We start from the raw sequence: 17,540 nt of genomic DNA on the forward strand, positions 1-17,540 counted from the left end.
ACAGTGACGAGCCGATCGTGCTGCTCGATTATCAGCCGGGTCGCGGCCAGATACACCCGCAGACCTTCTTGGGCGATTACCGCGGCATCGTGATGAGTGACGGTTATTCCGCCTGGCGCACGCTGGAAGGGGCAACGCATCTTGGCTGCATGGCCCATTCCAGGCGGCGCTTCGTCGATGCCCTAAAGGCGAGGAAGAAAGGCGGCGGCCCGCCGGAACAGGCGCTCCGGTTCTTTGAACAGCTCTATCGGGTTGAAAGGCAGGCGCGGAACGAAATCCCCGATGACGGCGAAACGCGAGATCACTGCATTCGCCACTTCCGCCAGCAACATAGTGTCCCGATCCTCCATGCTCTCAAGGCATGGCTCGACGACATCGCCCCAAAAGTCTTGCCGGACAGCAAGCTCGGCGACGCCGTCTCCTACACCCTGAACCAATGGGGATATCTGACTCGTTACACCGAGGACGGCAGCATGCCGATCGACAACAATCTTCTCGAGCGTGACATCAGAATCTTTGCCACTGGCCGGAAAAGTTGGCTGTTCAGCGATACCGTCGACGGAGCCAGGGCCAGCGCCGTCATCTACAGCCTGATGTTGACCTGCCGCGCCTGTGGCGTCGAGCCGTTAGCGTGGCTGCGCCACGTCCTCACTGAACTACCTCAGCGCCCCGAGAACGCAGCCATCGAGGATCTGCTGCCCTTCAACTTCGCCAAAGCAACAGCAGCCTGATCAGACCAGATACCGTTCCCGATTCGAAGGCCATCCGTCGAAAGCGCTCGCGTCAACGTGCAGCGAAAATAGCGCTTACGCTGCTGGCAAGCTGCGAACATGTGCTCGCGATCCGTCCGGGAGTGGTAGCGGCCGTGAAGCGGCTCACTGATGCGCTGGGGGATGACGACAAGAGCCGCCAGCTCGATTTGCTGATTTCGCAGGATCGCAGCGCGCAGGCCCTCATGGATAAAACGCTAGGTGTGTCCAACGTCGTGACCGAGGAAAACCTCCCGCTTTTGTGGCAGGAGATGCTGCATCCGCACCTCGAAGAGGAACGTCAGAAAGGGCTGGAAGCGGTCAACAAGGCAAAAGCCGAAGGGAAAAAACGGTTAAACAAGGTCAATGAACGAATTGAGACGATACAGAAGGAGAGGGAGCAAGAAGCAACAATCTTGGGCGCAAAGCTGGAGGCCAAGCACCGTGAGGACCGTTATGCGATTGAGGCCCTTTGCACTGATGTCGAGGGGACCCTTCGCCGCAACAGAGCCGTCAGAATCGGCATTGGTGTGGTCTTGGGCTCGATCTTCTCTGTTCCGCTGCTGTTGGACACAACGCCAATAATTCGAGCGGCTTCTTTCGTTATTGGCTGGTTGCTGGCCTACCTTACTGCCACGGGTGGAAGGTTGCTCGGGATCAGCACCGATGAAACGCAGGCACTCAAAGCGCTGCATTCCGCCGCAGAGCGCAGGAAGCTAGTGAGTAAGCTCGACCAATTCGACGTTAGCTGGAACAAGACTGCTTTCGTCGTTGCGGACCAGCCGGAGCTACCCTCTCGTGATCGCGTCGATCTGTTCAGCTTGAGCAACGCCGGTAAGTAGAACCGCGTCGCAAGCGACGACGTTTTAGAAGGTGGCAGCGCAGACGCCTCCCCCGACGGTGATGACCCCTAAAGGCCGCCAGGCAAATGGTAGGGTGCACGCCTCATGATCGCAAGGAGGCCACGTGACTGTTATGTCCGTCCGCGCTATCGAACGGCAAGTAATGGGATCGAGACATTCCGTTAGTAGCTGACCAATGACCGTTCGTGGCGCGATCGAGGCGATGCTGACTTCGCCTACTCAGCAGCTGCCAGCGCGGGTCAAACGGCTTGGTTGGGTCGGTCTTTCGCGTTCCCTCAGAGTCGCAAGAGCGTGGGGTGAGCGGTACTACATCGACCCGGCCAGACGCCATTCCAACCGCTGATCCGTCTCGACGGCTTTCGGCCGCGTTGGACGTTTCGCTAGGTCGCTTCGCCCGGCTTATGGAAGTTCGATCTCGCCGTCCACCACGTGGTTGAGGCCGGTGCCTTCCGCCGTCAGCGTCATGCGGACCTTCAGCTTCTTGCCGCCGATTTGCCCTTCGCGCACCGTCTCCTCGATCTTGCGCTGTGAGGTGACGCCGACTTCCTTCAGGAACTTGCGGATCGACATGTTGACGGCGTCTTCGCTCATGGCGGAACTCCTCTGTGTCCGGAAGGGATTGTAAGGGAAGGCAAGGGATCAAGGAAGCAGGACGGTGACGTACGGTTTTATTGAAATAGACCTCGAGCCGGGAGGAGACGTCGGGTCCTTAAACTTGATCGACCCCTGGCAGGAGGAGTGGAACCGATCGACGTCTTGCGCAGAAGGAGCACTATGACGGCCATCTCGGCCTTGATCTGACCGATCAGGAAAAGAGTGATCTGATCGAGTACCTCAAATCGATCTGATCAGCACTCGGCGCTTCTTTGGGTTCGATTGGGAGGAAAGACCATTAAAGAAGATCGTGGTGAGATAAATTGCGGGTCGGCACAACGTAAGCCAGGCCAAGCGCTGTCTCGCCGGAAATTTCTTAAGGCGTCGACGACCGGCGCGGCGATTTGCCGGTGCAGGTGGGCTTGCTTCCTGCATGACAGGTCAGCCTGCGGCGCGCGGCGCCGAAACAACCCCAAAGCCTGTGGCGCTTTATTAGGATGTTCCAAACAAAGGTCGCCGCTGCGCCGGGTGCACCCATTTCCTGAAGCCGAATGCATCCTAGATTGTCGCGGGTGAAATCAGCCCCGATGGTTGGTGCCGCTTTTACAAAGCACGGCCTGCCTGATCGGCAGAGCCCAGCGGAGACTTTCGTTGTCTGCTGCGCTGCGGGTGATGGTCTGCAGGCATCGCGTCGAGGATGTCGGGTCACATTAGGCATTCGACAAGTCCGGAGTCAGACCGAAGTGATCGACGACCTTTCCAACATTTGCCTTCGCGATTGACCCCTCCCGGTCAAGCACCCAAATATCAGCGTTCCTCCGGCGGCTTGAGGTGCCGGAACTGCATCAGCAGCAGCAGATCGTAAGCGATCTTCAGTGCACCGCAGATGAGGAGGGGCCAAGCCCGGAACGAGGCAGCGAACAGAGCGCCCGCCAGGGCGGGACTGGCTGCGGCAGCCAGGCTGCGCGGGACCGATGTGAAGCTCGCGGCGGCTGCCCGCTCCGCCTCCGTGACGACCGCCATAACGTAAGATGAGCGCGTCGGGACGTCCATCTGCGAAAGCGCGGCACGGATCAGCAGCAGGGCGAGCGCCAGAGGGAGCGTCGGCGCAAGCGCCGCCAACATCAGGGCGATGCTGGACGGAATGTGTGTGAACACCATCGTGTTGATGAGCCCGATGTGCCGCGACAGCCAGGCGGCAACGGGGAATGAGAACGCCGAAAGCACGCCCGACCAGAAGAAGAAAAAGCCCGCTTCCGAAAGCGACAGGTCGAATTTTTCGAAAAGCCACAGGGCAAGCAGCGACTGGACGAGGAAGCCGCCGGCAAAGGCATCAAGGCTAAAAAGGGCCGCAAGCTTGAAAACGATATTCCGCGAGGGGCCAAGCGCGGACGTGCTGCCGGAGTCCGACGTTGGACGGCGCTGCGGGATCTGCGCGTAAAGGAGACCGCCGAGCAGGCCCAGCAACGCATAGAGCACGAACATCGCCTTGATGCCGGTGAGTTGATCGAGGCCGGCTGGAGCCAGAAGATCAGGTGTCACCGAAGCGAGCGCGCCAACCGCGGCTGCGAGCGCACCCACAAGGCTGTAGCGCGCGAACATCTTGGTCCGCGCGGCGTCGGTAACTTCGCGTGTGAGCACGGCATGCTCTAAGGGCACGAATACGCTGACGCTGCCGGCCGACGGGTTGATGGTGCCTGCGAAGGCGATCACCAAAAGCAGCGCGTAGTCGTGGACCACAGCAAAGGCCACACCCGTGGCGACCATCAGACTGGCGGCGGCAAACAGGAGTTGGCGGTGATCGTGTCGGGCACCAAGGAGTCCGACGGCGATGGTTAAGAGCGCTGAACCGAGCAGCGATCCGGTTGCTATGATGCCGACCTGCAGAGGCGCGAAGCCTAATGCGAGGAGATAGACCGGCAACAGAACGGCCACAAAGCCGTCGCCCATGTCGCGCAAGGCTCGGGCCGCAAAAAGAAAAGTCGCCGGGCGGATCTGCTGCACTGATCTAGCCTGCCCTCATCACCTGCGTTGGCGTCACCGGCTTTGGCAGCGTCGCTCGACAGGGCCGGAAGATCATGACGGAGTCGCGTTAGACATTCCAGCGAGGCGAATATCGGTTTCAATCCTCAGGCTGCCGCCCAACAATGCTGATTCATATCGTGTCAAGGCTTGCAACGACCGAAGACGCAACTGGCGCATATTGCGCTTGGCTGTCAAGGTCGGGAATAGGGTCAGAACCTGCCCGTGACCTTGCATACAGGACGTGCGGACACCAAGCTCCACCCACTTCACCGTGCCGAGCGTCATATACACCAACGCGTCGCCCCGGTTGTCCTCAGGTAGTCCTCAAGTTGGCCCGCGTGAATTCGCGGCGCGGGACGGCGGCAGCGGAGATGGCGGCGCGCTCTGTCTCGAAGATGTCCTGCGTCTGTCGCAACCTGAAAAGAAGGCTGCCATCGCGGAAGAAGTTCCGTCAGATCGTAGTCGCGGACGCGGACGTTGCGTGGCAGTCATGACCAATTGAACCGGACAATCCAACCTACCCACGTCTTACCAAGTTAGGACCGGTGATCCCAGCAGCGCCCTCCGCGACAAATTCGAACCTGGCTATCAAGCGTCACCGCCCTGGGCGGCAGGGAAGATTCGTCGCCTGATGCGCGAACACGATCTACAGCCGAGGATCAGGCGGCCCTTTGTCGCCACGACCGGATAGCGATCACGACCGCCCTTCCGCAGTCCCTGTACGACTCACTTGCGAAACGCAGCCGGTGCACGGTCTTCACCTCCAGCCTGATGATGCCCTTCAGAGGCTTCGGTGATTTTCTCGTATTCCGATTGCGACATCTCTGGAAGACATCGGGTAAAGGCCACCATCGCCCATAGCTCTTCCTGGTTGTGCGTTGAACCAAACGCAGGCATCCCGGTCATTTTAATGCCGTTTTGCATGATCCAATAGAGCTCAGCATCATCCAACAAGGCGTAATCGAGTCGACCGTCGGCATGTACGGCGATTTGCAAGGTATCGCTGGAAAGGTGATGCAAGAGATTGAGTGCTTAGAGCTCCTGGCCATTGAAGCATCTCCGCCCGATGCCGAATAGGCAATCGGTATGCAGCTCAACAGGAAAACGTCGTCCACACGGGTGCGCACCTCAAGGTGTTGGACGAAACGCCCAGATTGCCGGCAGCTGCTCTCCGCCCGCTCGAACCGCGAGAAGAAGCAGGTCAAGCGCGGGAACAAAGAGCGAAGTGCGTGCACCGGACACAGTCGGAATATGCGCGATGCGTCGATATGGCGGGTCCCGGGTATCCAGCACGTCAATGAATCCGTCTCCGCAGCTGATGTAGGCTCGCTGCCGTTTCGAGTCGACGAAAACATCGTCGGCATCACCGCAAATCTTCGCAGTCGCGACGAGCGAACCGTCTCCCATGGAGAAGATGCCGAGCCACGCAGGGTGGCGAAAAGCTATAAGGACGTGCTGGTGAGGGTCGTCCAACGCCATCGGAAAATTACCGGCCAAACCGGCGGTCGGCCAGCTTGCGATTTGAGCCAGTGATGTACGGTCGACGACTGCGATTGAATGAACGTCCGGCAGGTTCACAAAGACGTGGCTCGTCCTCGCGTCGAGCTGAAAACTTTCGGGATGCGCCTTTAGCGGCACATCGCCGGTTTTCCGGTTAGTCGTGGGATTGATGACAGCCAGCGCACCGCTGCCATACCCCACAAAGACCCGATTGGTCGCGCTATCCACGCGAACATTGTCGGCATCTTCCCCTAGGTCGACTTTGCCGATAGCGGCATAATCGGCTCCTCGAAACAATCGAACCGAGCCGTCGCCGGCATTCGCGACATACAGGGTGTCGGTCCCTTGCAGGTAGCCGACACCTTGTGGTTCCCGTAATCCCTTGATTGTGCGAAGCACGGTTCGATGGGTGAGATCGACCACCGCCATGCTGTTGTTGCCGAGTTCTGCAACGAACAAGCGCCGCCTCTTTAAGTCGATCGCCATGTGATCGATGCGGCCGCGCACATCTCCGAGTGGGATTCTGGCCTCGAGCCGTAATGGCGGCTCCGTGCCTTGGCCCGCAGCGTCAAACGTCGCAACCGGCAGGTTTGCCGCAGCCATCAAAGCAGTTGCGACAATTCGCGACAATAAGTGAAGTGCAATTGAAAGGAACCTGCCATCCACGCGCGCCATCCCTCAATAGGATCTTGCGCAGTGCTTGACGGAAGCCGTCTGAAGGGGAGACTGCTCATCCCCTCAGTTCAGATTAGGCCAATGACCTCTTGATTACAAGCGACGGGCAATTGGATAGTGTCGCGGATTGAACTTCGGTTTTGGGTGGTCGACTCCGACCGTTCGACCTCTGATGTCCAGCATCAGATTTTTACCCTGACGTAACCAAGCGATAGCGGCACTGATTACTGATAGCGCCGAGCCAAGGACGCAGCTATGCCCGCTGATGGTCGTATCAGGCTGTAGCGCGAACGGCAGGTTTGGAGAAACGCAATGAAGGTCGGCAAATGGCGGATAGCCGCCGTCCGCTGTCCTCCAGATCTGGCCACCGGCGCTTGATGCCAGGACAGAATTACCGACACCGACGCCCGCCTTCGGGTCCGATGCCCCTCACCTGCCCCTGGACAGGCTCCCCAAAATCCCGCGGATGATCGCCCGTCCGACCGACGAGCCGACCGAGCGCACGATGGATTTGATCGCCGCCTCCGCCACCGTCTGCCGGTTGGAGGGGCGCGGCGCCCGCCGGCCACCGCTGGGCTGAGGAGCGGGATCGTCATTGCCGAAACCGGGAATGGTCCAGCGCGAACGGCCGCTGTCCTGTTGCTGCGCCTGTGCCTCCTGGGCGTCCTTAGCCTTTTTCTGCAGTATCTCGAAAGCCGATTCGCGATCGACGGTCTGGTCGTACTGTCCGGCAACCGGGCTCTCGGTGATCAGCTTGCGGCGCTCTTCGGGCGTGATCGGGCCAAGCCGCGACGACGGCGGGCGGATCAGCGTCCGCTGTACCATGGACGGCACGCCCTTGGCTTCCAGCGTCGAGACAAGCGCCTCGCCGGTGCCGAGCTGCGTGATAACGGTTGCGCAGTCGAAATCGGGATTGGGCCTGAACGTCTCGGCCGCCGTCCTGACGGCCTTCTGTTCGCGCGGCGTATAGGCACGGAGTGCGTGCTGCACGCGGTTGCCGAGCTGGGCCAGCACCGTTTCAGGGATATCCAGCGGATTTTGCGTGACGAAATAAACGCCGACGCCCTTCGAACGGATCAGCCGGACCACCTGTTCGACGCGGTCGATCAGCACCTTCGGCGCGTCGTCGAACAGAAGGTGTGCCTCGTCGAAGAAAAAGACCAGCTTCGGCTTGTCCGGGTCGCCGACCTCGGGCAGTTCCTCGAACAGCTCCGACATCAGCCATAGAAGGAACGTCGCATAGAGTCGCGGATTCATCATCAGCTTGTCGGCGGCGAGCACGCTGATGGCGCCGCGTCCATCGCGCGTGGTGCGCATGATGTCGGATATCCGCAATGCCGGCTCGCCGAAGAAATTGGCAGCGCCCTGCTGCTCCAGGACCAGCAGCGTGCGCTGGATGGCGCCGACCGAAGGTTTCGTCACATTGCCGTAGCGGGCGCCGATCTCTTGGGCGCGGTCGGCGATATTGGCCAGCAGTGACTGCAGGTCCTTCAAATCGAGCAGCAGAAGGCCTTCCTCGTCGGCGATGCGGAAGGCGATGTTCATGATGCCTTCCTGCGCCTCGGAAAGGTTCATCAACCGCGACAGAAGCAGCGGCCCCATCTCCGAGATGGTGGCGCGGATCGGGTGGCCCTGCTCGCCGAACAGATCCCAGAAGATGACCGGGAATTCCTGGAATTCATAGGGATCGAGCTTGACCTGCTCGGCCCGCTTGACCAGGAAATCCTGCGCTGTGCCCATCATGGCGATACCCGACAGGTCGCCCTTGATGTCGGCGCAGAATACCGGCACGCCGGCATTGGAGAAACCCTCGGCCAATATCTGCAGGGTCACCGTCTTGCCGGTGCCGGTCGCGCCGGTGACCAGGCCGTGACGATTGCCATACTGCAGCAAAAGCTGTTCGGGCCGCTGATAGCTGTCGTCCGGCTTGCGGCTGGCCCCTATGAAGATACTGGTATCGTCGGCCATGTGTCCGGTCTCCGCAAACCTATAGGGTTGAATGCCCTGATCCCTTGAAGAAAAGGGAGCCCCGCCGCAGGTATAGTGAGGCCATTGCGCAGCGACAATGGGCACCGTCGAAAATGGCTTTTGGAGCTTGCGGAACCTGCCCATGTTTGGCAATCGGTTGACGGTCGCCGTCACGAAAGGCGTGTTGCACGGCATGTGTGCTGCATTGTGATATGGGACCGGGGACCGTAGACTGACATAGTCGGCCGCTGCGGCCGCTAGAACGAGGAGAACCGATGGGCGCCGGTGCCTTGACCCAGGATGCCGAACTTCCGAACGTCGACCGGCAACGATGGCTGGCGCTGGCAGAGAAGGCGCTGGCCGGCGGGTCCTTCGAGGAAAAGCTCGTCTCGCATACGGACGACGCCATCCGCATCGAGCCGCTCTACGAGCGTTCGGTAACCGCCGAGCCTGTCGTGCGCGCCAACCCGGGATCACCGTGGATCGTCAGCCAGCGCATCGACGATCCGGACATAGGCCGCGCCAGTGCGCAGGCGCTGGAAGACGTCGCGCAGGGTGCCACCGGACTGTCGCTTGTCTTCGAGGGTGCGCCGAACGCCTTCGGCTATGGCTTGCCGAGGACGGCGGAGGCGCTGGAGGGCGTGCTCGACGGCGTGCCGCTCAACCGCATCCAGATCCGCATCGACGCCCATCCCTGGAGCCGTGCCGTGGCCGACTGGCTGGTGGCGTTTTTGACCAAGCGCCGCTCCGACCCGGCAAAGCTCAACCTCTCCTTCGGCATCGATCCGGCGGCGATATTTGCCGGGACCGGCAGGCTGCGCATGTCGATCGAGGCTTTGCAGGCTTCGATGCCGCAGTCGCTGGCGCATTTCTTTTCGATGGGTGTGCCCGGCGTGCTGCTGGAGGCCGACGGGCGGGTATTCCACAATGCCGGCGCCACCGAGGCGCAGGAGCTTGGCACCATGCTCGCCTCGGCCGTCTCCTATTTGAGGCTGTTCGAGAAGGCGCGCCAGCCGCTCGTCTACGCGGCGCCGCATATCGGTTTTGCGCTCAGCGTCGACCAGGACCAGTTCGTTTCGACGGCCAAGGTCAGGGCGTTGCGCAGGCTGTGGGCGCGTGTCCAGGAGGCCTGCTCGATACCGCCCTCCACCGCCAGCATCCATGCCGAAACCTCCTTCCGGATGATGACGGCGGCCGACCCGGAAACCAACATCCTGCGCACCACCATCGCCGCTTTCGCGGCTGCCGCCGGCGGCGCGGATTCGATCGCCATCCTGCCGCACACGATCGCGCACGGCCTACCCGCGGGTTTTGCTCGCCGCGTTGCCCGCAACGCGCAACTGATCATGGCCAATGAAAGCCACATCGACCACGTCGCCGATCCGGTTTGCGGTTCGGGCGCCGTCGAGGCGCTGACTTCGGAGCTCTGCGCGGCGGCCTGGCAAGAGTTCCAGCAGATCGAGGCGGAAGGCGGCGTGCTGTCCAGCCTCGAGCAAGGCCATATCCAGAAACGCGTCCAGGCAGCTTCCGCCCGCCGCAACACTGCCTACCAGGCGGGCGAACGGGCGATCGTCGGCACGACGCTGCACCCGTCGAAGACTGAGCGTCCGGTCGAGACGCTGGCGGCGGAGCGGCGGCCTGCCTTCACCGAAGGCGTTGCGGTGTGCGAGCCGCTATTTCCGATCCGCATCGATCAGTCGATCGGAGCCGTACCATGATCCCGGATTTCAGCCAGATCGGCTGGTCGCCGCCACGGCGGGTGCCGGTCGAGGTCAAAGGCCAGCGGATGACGCCGGAAGGCATTGCCGTCAAGCATCTCTACAACCAGGGCGATCTCAAGGGCTTGCCGCACCTCGATACCTATCCGGGCCTGCCGCCTTTCGTGCGCGGCCCCTATCCGACGATGTATGTCCAGCAACCCTGGACGATCCGGCAATATGCCGGCTTCTCGACGGCCGAAGAGTCCAACGCCTTCTACCGTCGCAACCTTGCCGCCGGCCAGAAGGGCCTGTCGGTCGCCTTCGATCTCGCCACGCATCGCGGCTACGACAGCGACCATCCGCGCGTCGCCGGCGATGTCGGCATGGCCGGCGTCGCCATCGATTCCATTCTCGACATGCGCCAGTTGTTCGACGGCATCCCGCTTAACGAGATGACGGTATCGATGACGATGAACGGCGCGGTGCTGCCGATCATGGCGCTCTATATCGTGGCGGCGGAGGAACAGGGCGTCGCGCAGAAGGATCTCACTGGGACCATTCAGAACGACATCCTGAAAGAGTTCATGGTGCGCAACACCTACATCTATCCGCCAAAACCTTCGATGCGGATCGTGTCGGACATTTTTTCCTACACGTCGAAGCACATGCCGAAGTTCAATTCGATCTCGATCTCCGGCTACCACATGCAGGAGGCGGGAGCGACGGCGGATCTCGAGCTCGCCTACACGATTGCCGACGGTATCGAATATGCGCGCGCCGGCGTCGCGGCCGGTCTCGACATCGACCGTTTCGCGCCGCGCCTTTCCTTCTTCTGGGCGATCGGCATGAATTTCTTCATGGAAGTCGCGAAGCTGAGAGCAGCGCGCCTTTTGTGGGCCAGCCTGATGCTGAAGAACTTTTCGCCAAAAGACGAGCGCTCGCTGTCGCTGCGCACCCATTGCCAGACTTCGGGCTGGTCGCTGACGGCGCAGGATCCCTACAACAACATCATCCGCACCATGATCGAGGCGATGGCCGCCACTCAAGGCCACACGCAGTCGCTGCACACCAATTCCTTCGACGAGGCAATGGCGCTGCCAACCGACCACTCAGCCCGCATCGCCCGCAACACGCAGCTCATCCTGCAGAAGGAATCCGGCACGACGCGGATTATCGACCCGTGGGGCGGCTCTGCCTATCTCGAACGGCTGACGCATGATCTGGCGGCGCGTGCGCTTGCGCATATCGAGGAGGTCGAGAGCCTCGGCGGCATGGCCGCGGCGATCGAAAAGGGCCTACCGAAGCTGCGCATCGAAGAGGCTGCCGCGCGCACCCAGGCGCGCATCGATTCAGGCGAACAGATCGTGGTCGGTGTCAATGCTCACCGTCCCGGCACGGACATCGACGTCGACGTGCTGAAGATCGACAATGCCGAAGTCAGGGCGCGGCAATTGTCGAAGCTGCAGCGGCTGAAAGGCACGCGTGACGTCGCCGCCGTCGAGAGCGCGCTCGATGCGCTTACCCGTGCTGCCGGGCGTAACGGAAACCTGCTGGAATTCGCCATCCGGGCCGCACGCGCCAACGCCACGGTCGGCGAGATTTCGCTGGCGCTGGAAAAGGTTTTCGGCCGCCATGTCGCCTCGGTGCAGACGATCTCCGGCGTCTATCGCAACGCGCTCGGCGACAATCCGGTGGTCGACCGGCTGCAGGACAAGATCGTCGCGTTCGAGGAGAAGTCCGGCGGCAAGCCGCGCATTCTGGTCGCCAAGATGGGGCAAGACGGCCATGATCGCGGCCAGAAAGTGATCGCCACCGCCTTTGCCGACCTCGGCTTCGACGTCACCGTCGGGCCGATGTTCCAGACTCCGGACGAGATCGCCAGGCTGGCCGTCGAGCATGACGTGCACATCGTCGGCGCCTCGTCGCTGGCAGCAGGCCATTTGACGCTCATTCCCGAACTCAGGCTTGCACTGAAGAAGTTGGGCCGCGACGACATGCTGATCGTCGCCGGCGGCGTCATCCCGCCGCAGGATTACGACGCAGTCCGGCAGGCAGGCGCCACTGAAATCTTCCCGCCCGGCACGGTTATCCCGGAAGCGGCGGAGCGGCTGATGGACCGGCTGCTGCAGGTCGGCTGACGCTTTGTTATAATGTCTGTTGTAACAAGAAACACACTGAGTTATAATCAGCGTTGCAACAGGATGCCTCACCATGAAGACGACCATTCGCAAGATCGGCAATTCCGAAGGCGTGATCCTGCCGAGGGAGCTTCTCGATCGTCTGAACCTGAAGGCCGGCGACCAGCTTCAAATCGTTGAAACAGGTGACGGTCTTGCGCTGAAGCCGGTGGACGACAGCTTCGAGCGGCAAATGAAAGCTGCCCGCGAGGTGATGGACAAATACAAGGTCGCGCTTCAGAAGCTCGCCGAATGAGCTGGGAGTTTCTGACGCGGCGTGCAGTCGAAGCCATGCACGCGGAGCAGTTGCGCCGACACGGCGGAGCACAAGGCTTGAGGGATGAAAATGCCCTCGAATCGGCGCTCGCTCGCGCCGAAAACAAGGCCAACTACGGAGACCCGTCGGTTGAGGAACTCGCAGCCGCCTATGTCTTCCGCATTGCCAGAAATCATGCCTTTGTCGACGGCAACAAACGCACGGCCATTGTCGCTGCCGGCGCATTTCTGATTGTGAATGGTTATGCCCTGACGGCCAATAACGGCATGCTTTACGAATTCGTCATGGGCGTCGCCGCCGGCGAAATCGACGAAGCTGGTGCCGCGGCGTTCTTCCGCGATCATGTCGTCAAGCTCGAAGACTAACTGTCGGAGAGCTTGACGATCTCCCATTCCTTGCCGTTGACCACGGCAATTTCGCCGATCTTCTTGCCGAACAGCGCCATCGCCATCGGCGACATATGGGAAATTGTCCCTTTGCCCGGATTGGCTTCGTCCTCGCCGACGATCTTCCAGTGCACCTTCTTGCCGTCGTCGCTTTCCAGGGTGACACCCATGCCGAAACGAACCAGGTCGCTGCCCGGTTCCGGCACCGAAAGCTCGGCGCTTTCCCGCCGTGCCGTCCAATAGCGGAGATCGCGCGAGACCAGCGCGATGCGCTCGCGGTCGGCCCTCTTCTCGGCTCTGCCCAGTTCGTCACGCAGAGCGGCCACCTCGGCATCGATCAGCGCCATGCCGCGTTCCGTGACCAGATTGCGGTGATGGCTGATCGGCCGCTCGCCGATGCCGGCAATGGCGTTTTCGCTGTCTTCCTCGCGGGTGAAGGCCCTGCTCATCCGACGAACTTAGGCCCGGCGCGACGACTCCACAAGCCATTGCTGAAGAAGAGGATGGTGACGGAAATCTGGGTTCAATACCCGACGTTTAACAGCCGCTTGGGGTCCGGTTGCGCAACTAGGTAGCGGAGCCCCTTGGTTCCGACGTCGCCTTGCTCAACGATATTGAAGCCGTGCCGACCGAGATCCGCTGCAACTTTGTCCAAATCGACGTAACCATGCCGGTGGAGCCGAAAGGTGCTCTTCCGGCGCGGCGGTTTCGCAAAATCGACGATAAGCACACGACCGCCCGGCCTCAGGACGCGGAAGGCTTCTCTGCCGAATTCCTCGCGGCCCTTCTTTGGAAGATGGTGGAACATCAGCGTGCTGAGGACGACATCAAATTCCCCGTCCTTGAAAGGCAGTTCCTGAGCGGTGGCGGTCGAGAACCCGACTTGTAACCCTGCCCGCCGGGCCTTTGCCGTTGCGCGCGCAACCATTTCGGCGGAGGCGTCGACGCCGTCCACACGCCCCTCCGGCCCCACCTTCTGTCTGACGAGGAGCGCGGTGGTGCCGGTGCCGCACCCGACATCCAGGACCACTTCTCCCGGATTCAGCTCCGCAAAGCTTAATATCCTTTCGCGAAAAGCACGTTCGCGACCGAAGGTCAGAAGCCACGCCAGCATATCGTACAGGGCGGCGGAATGAAGCGTGATGCCGACATGCGGCGCCTTCTCCTCGCCGGCGGCCGGTCTGCGGTCCTTGGCGGACAGCCGCCCGTGAGCGCTTTGCCATATCAATAAGCTCGCGACTACGACGAGTGCACCAGCATGAAGCAGGAGGACGGGAACTCCCAAGGAAAAGACCGCATTTGCCTGTCCCAACGAGAAAAATGCCGCGAGCACCACGGCCACTTTGACGAGCGCGACTAGCGCATGCCCTCCGACTATTATTCCGAAAATACGTTGGTGCATTGCTTTATCTCCGGCCAGCCGTGCATCGCGCCGGGCCTTCCGCAAGAGCATATGATACTGGACAGTGTGTCCAGTATCGGTTTTACTGGCCACATAGCACCGACGCGCCCAATACTGGACGATTTGGTGTCCTATGACCGGAAAAGGACGTTGCCGATGCCAGCCGGATCGATCGATCGTCGGGTCGCCAGGACCCGCAGCCGACTGCAGCAGGCGCTTTTCAGACTGACCGCCGAGAAGGGGTATACGGCGATCACGGTCGAGGATATCTGCAGGGAAGCCGATGTCGGCCGCTCGACTTTCTACACGCACTATCCCGACAAGGACTACTTGAGGAAAGCAACGATCGACGAGCATATGAAGGGCTTGCAGGCACGTGGTGCCGAACGCCATTCGCAGAGAAATGCCAAGGGCTTTTCCTTCAGCGGTCCGGTGTTCGAGCATGCTCTTGCCACGCGGGAGATGCACCGTGCGCTGATGGGCGGGAAAAAGCGCGAAATGCCAGAAGAGATCCGCGGCTGGATAAGCAGGCAGGTTCGCCATGAGTTGGCGAATATCCGAGGTGATGAAGGCGGAGTCAGACTTGAGATCGCCACACGCTTCATCGTTGGCGCGTTCTTTGAAGTGATGCACTGGTGGCTTGAGAGGGATACGAAGCTGTCTCCCGCGGAGATCGACCAGATATTCCTGCAACTTGCCTTCAACGGGGTAAATGCGGTGATCGCTGAGCCAACGAGGATCGAATAGGGGCCAAGCGTCAGATTTTCACCACGAGTTCGACCGGGCTAGTCTGGCACGAATCCTGCGGCGTGAGCGTTGGACGCAAGGGATCTGTGCCGATGTTGAACAGACGAACGCTGCTTGCGCAGACCGCCGGCTTTGCCGTCATGGGGCTTTCGCTCGGCAAGGCAGCGGCGAAGAACCTTCCCGGCATTGAGAAAGCCGCGATGCGTTGCGCGATCAACGCGACCGAGCGCGGCGTCCGGCCCGGCGCGCTAGACGATCAGAGCAAGGCTTTCACCAAGCTGCTGCGAGACGCGCACGACCGCGACATGCCGGTGTTCCTGCCGCCGGGGATCTATATCGTTTCCAACCTGTCGCTGCCCGGCCGGGTGCGCCTGTCCGGCGTGCCGGGCGCATCGCGGATCGTCTATGGCGGCAATGGCCATCTCATCATGGCCGAACGGGCCGAGCATATCGAACTCAGCGGGCTGGTGTTCGATGGCAGCAACCGCTGGATGGGCGACTACACGCAAGGCCTGCTCGATCTGCGCCGCATCGCCCATCTGGTCGTCGACAACTGCCAGATGACCGGCAGCGGCAAGAACGGTCTGGCGCTCGAACACGCCTCGGGCCGCATCCAGCGCTCGGAGATATCCGGTGCGGCCGATGCCGGCATCTATTCGGTCGAGGCCGATGGCCTGGAAATATCAGGCAATAGCGTCTCCGACTGCGCCAATGGCGGCATCCTCGTGCACCGCTGGCAGGCAGCGGAAGACGGCACCATCATCAGCGGCAACCGGATCGAACGCATCCAGGCGCGCGGCGGCGGAACCGGCCAGAACGGCAACGGTATCAACGCCTTCCGCGCCGGTAACGTCATCATCTCCGGCAATATTGTTTCGGATTGCGCGTTCTCGGCGATCCGCGCCAACAGTTCCCGCAATTTGCAGATCACCGGCAACACCTGCTCGCGTTCGGGGGAGACGGCCGTGTATTCCGAATTCTCGTTCGAAGGCGCCGTCATCGGCAACAACATCGTCGATGGTGCTGCGAACGGTATTTCGATCGTCAATTTCAACGAAGGCGGCCGCATGGGCGTGTGCTCCGGCAACATCGTCCGCAATCTGGCGACCAGCGGCCCCTACCCTGCGGACGCGCCCGGCTTCGGCGTCGGCATCAGCGTCGAGGCCGACACCACCGTTTCCGGCAACGTCGTCGAGAATGCGCCGCTCTACGGCATGCAGATCGGCTGGGGACCGTTCATGCGCAATGTGGTCGCCACGGGAAACATCGTCCGCAAGGCCGGAACCGGCATCGTCGTCAGCGTGGTTGAAGGTGCCGGAACGGCAATCATCTCCGACAATGTCATCGACGGAGTCCAGAACGGCGCGATCGTCGGCCAACGCTGGGCCGAGCGAGTGACCGGCGACCTCGCCGCATCAGGCAATGCCGGCTATGCGCATTTGACCGTCGAGCGCAACCACGTCAGTTGAGGGTGGCCGTCGGTCGGAGCGCGCCGACTTTGGCGCCGATCCGGCTCTCGATAGGCGGATTTGCTTGTTCGGTCAGTTTCGCAGCGAGCGCGTGGTCGGCGTGCAGCAGCTTTGCCAGCACGGCCGCGACCATCACTTCAGCGGCGCGGCCGGCGCCATCGTCGCATTTCAGCGCGATGCCAAGGCAGAGCTCCGGAACGGCGGCGCAAAAAACACCTTCGGCGCCTCCCTTGACGAAAATCCGGCCCGGCGCGGCCTCCATCATCGCGACATCGGACCTGCCCGTGCCGGCGACGAAAAACGGCTCGGCCATGCAGGCAGAAAGCAGCCGCTTCGCCGCCCGGGCGCGCACCGGCTCGAAGCCGGCACCTGTCGCCATGCGGGCAAAGCCAAGGGCAAAGCTGCGCAACGGCACGGCATAGGTCGGAATCGAGCAGCCGTCGGTGCCGCGGTGATCGGCGTCATGGGCAGCACCGGTCACCGCCTGCATCGCTTCGCGCACCATCTCCTGCGAAGCATGGCCAGCCTTGACGTAACCACGATGGGCGATGCCGCTGTGAACGCAGGTGCATAGGAAGCCTGAGTGCTTGCCGGAACAATTGTTGTGCAAGGTGTTCGGCGCACGGCCGGCGCGGGCAAGTGCCAGCGTCGCTCCATGGCTCGACGGCCAATGCGCGCCGCATTCGAGTGCCGTCTCGTCCAGGCCGGCCTTCGCCAGCATGGCGCGCGCGAGCTCGACATGTGGCGGCTCGCCGGAATGCGAGGCGCAGGCCAGCGCCAGCTCCCGGTCACCGAAGCCGTAGGCATCGGCAGCGCCGCTCTCGACCAGCGGCAGCGCCTGGATCGCCTTGACCGCCGAGCGCGGGAACACCGGCTGTGCCGTGTCGCCGATCTCCCAGACGGGCTTGCCGTCGGCGTCGAAGACGGCAACAGCACCGCGATGGGCGCTCTCGACGATCGCGCCGCGCAAGACTTCGACCAGAACCGGATTTGTCATGTCACCTCCCG

General features: G+C 61.7%; 16 protein-coding genes. 8 read left to right on the forward strand and 8 right to left on the reverse strand.

From position 1 onward, the window contains the following. The coding region (gene tnpC / locus NKI54_RS25990) for an IS66 family transposase (RefSeq protein WP_352692665.1) at positions 1-731 on the forward strand (731 nt) is incomplete at its 5' end. A 134-nt stretch (positions 732-865) separates the two neighbouring features. After that, positions 866-1,591: a hypothetical protein gene (locus NKI54_RS25995; protein WP_352692666.1), complete on the forward strand. Its 726-nt coding sequence runs from the start codon at positions 866-868 to the stop codon at positions 1,589-1,591. Positions 1,592-2,011: 420 nt separating this feature from the next. Here the strand turns inward: NKI54_RS25995 and NKI54_RS26000 are convergent, their stop codons facing one another. The 5 genes from NKI54_RS26000 to NKI54_RS26020 all read right to left on the reverse strand — a co-directional run bounded on the left by NKI54_RS26000 (position 2,012) and on the right by NKI54_RS26020 (position 8,374). Then, positions 2,012-2,203, reverse strand: coding sequence for a DUF6494 family protein (locus NKI54_RS26000; RefSeq protein WP_023679340.1), 192 nt, complete (start codon positions 2,201-2,203; stop codon positions 2,012-2,014). Positions 2,204-3,013: 810 nt separating this feature from the next. Next, entirely contained in the window at positions 3,014-4,156 is a 1,143-nt protein-coding gene (locus NKI54_RS26005) for an MFS transporter (protein WP_352636436.1), read from the reverse strand. Between the two features lie 801 nt (positions 4,157-4,957). Further along, positions 4,958-5,227, reverse strand: a complete 270-nt coding sequence (locus NKI54_RS26010; protein WP_352692667.1) for a c-type cytochrome — start codon at positions 5,225-5,227, stop codon at positions 4,958-4,960. Between the two features lie 132 nt (positions 5,228-5,359). Then, positions 5,360-6,397 (reverse strand): YncE family protein, encoded by a 1,038-nt coding sequence (locus NKI54_RS26015; RefSeq protein WP_352636405.1) that lies wholly within the window; start codon positions 6,395-6,397, stop codon positions 5,360-5,362. 438 nt (positions 6,398-6,835) lie between these two features. Continuing rightward, positions 6,836-8,374: a helicase HerA-like C-terminal domain-containing protein gene (locus NKI54_RS26020; protein WP_352636404.1), complete on the reverse strand. Its 1,539-nt coding sequence runs from the start codon at positions 8,372-8,374 to the stop codon at positions 6,836-6,838. A 275-nt stretch (positions 8,375-8,649) separates the two neighbouring features. On the opposite strand from NKI54_RS26020, the gene NKI54_RS26025 reads away from it, so the two are divergent. The 4 genes from NKI54_RS26025 to NKI54_RS26040 all read left to right on the forward strand — a co-directional run bounded on the left by NKI54_RS26025 (position 8,650) and on the right by NKI54_RS26040 (position 12,893). After that, a complete protein-coding gene (locus NKI54_RS26025; protein ID WP_352569883.1) occupies positions 8,650-10,092 on the forward strand; it encodes a methylmalonyl-CoA mutase subunit beta in 1,443 nt (480 codons plus the stop codon). Beyond that, the gene (gene scpA / locus NKI54_RS26030) at positions 10,089-12,212 is read left to right on the forward strand and encodes a methylmalonyl-CoA mutase (protein ID WP_352636403.1); all 2,124 of its coding nucleotides are present in this window, start codon (positions 10,089-10,091) and stop codon (positions 12,210-12,212) included. Before NKI54_RS26025 ends, scpA begins: the two co-directional genes overlap by 4 nt. A gap of 73 nt (positions 12,213-12,285) precedes the next feature. Continuing rightward, positions 12,286-12,507: an AbrB/MazE/SpoVT family DNA-binding domain-containing protein gene (locus NKI54_RS26035; RefSeq protein ID WP_352636402.1), complete on the forward strand. Its 222-nt coding sequence runs from the start codon at positions 12,286-12,288 to the stop codon at positions 12,505-12,507. Further along, entirely contained in the window at positions 12,504-12,893 is a 390-nt protein-coding gene (locus tag NKI54_RS26040) for a type II toxin-antitoxin system death-on-curing family toxin (protein WP_352576897.1), read from the forward strand. The genes NKI54_RS26035 and NKI54_RS26040 overlap by 4 nt, the downstream gene beginning before the upstream one ends. Here the strand turns inward: NKI54_RS26040 and NKI54_RS26045 are convergent. Next, entirely contained in the window at positions 12,890-13,363 is a 474-nt protein-coding gene (locus NKI54_RS26045) for a GreA/GreB family elongation factor (RefSeq protein ID WP_352449075.1), read from the reverse strand. The two genes, NKI54_RS26040 and NKI54_RS26045, sit on opposite strands and share 4 nt — an antisense overlap. A gap of 74 nt (positions 13,364-13,437) precedes the next feature. Continuing rightward, positions 13,438-14,316, reverse strand: coding sequence for a class I SAM-dependent methyltransferase (locus NKI54_RS26050; RefSeq protein WP_352636401.1), 879 nt, complete (start codon positions 14,314-14,316; stop codon positions 13,438-13,440). A gap of 156 nt (positions 14,317-14,472) precedes the next feature. On the opposite strand from NKI54_RS26050, the gene NKI54_RS26055 reads away from it, so the two are divergent. Both NKI54_RS26055 and NKI54_RS26060 read left to right on the forward strand, forming a co-directional pair. Next, positions 14,473-15,063: a TetR/AcrR family transcriptional regulator gene (locus NKI54_RS26055; RefSeq protein ID WP_352636400.1), complete on the forward strand. Its 591-nt coding sequence runs from the start codon at positions 14,473-14,475 to the stop codon at positions 15,061-15,063. A 92-nt stretch (positions 15,064-15,155) separates the two neighbouring features. Further along, complete coding sequence (locus NKI54_RS26060) at positions 15,156-16,532, forward strand: TIGR03808 family TAT-translocated repetitive protein (RefSeq protein ID WP_352692668.1); 1,377 nt, start codon at positions 15,156-15,158, stop codon at positions 16,530-16,532. Here NKI54_RS26060 and NKI54_RS26065 read toward each other — a convergent pair. After that, positions 16,525-17,529, reverse strand: a complete 1,005-nt coding sequence (locus NKI54_RS26065; protein ID WP_352576889.1) for an asparaginase — start codon at positions 17,527-17,529, stop codon at positions 16,525-16,527. The genes NKI54_RS26060 and NKI54_RS26065 overlap by 8 nt on opposite strands. Positions 17,530-17,540: the final 11 nt, after the last annotated feature.

Source organism: Mesorhizobium sp. M0663 (genome assembly GCF_040320585.1).
Lineage (GTDB): Bacteria > Pseudomonadota > Alphaproteobacteria > Rhizobiales > Rhizobiaceae > Mesorhizobium.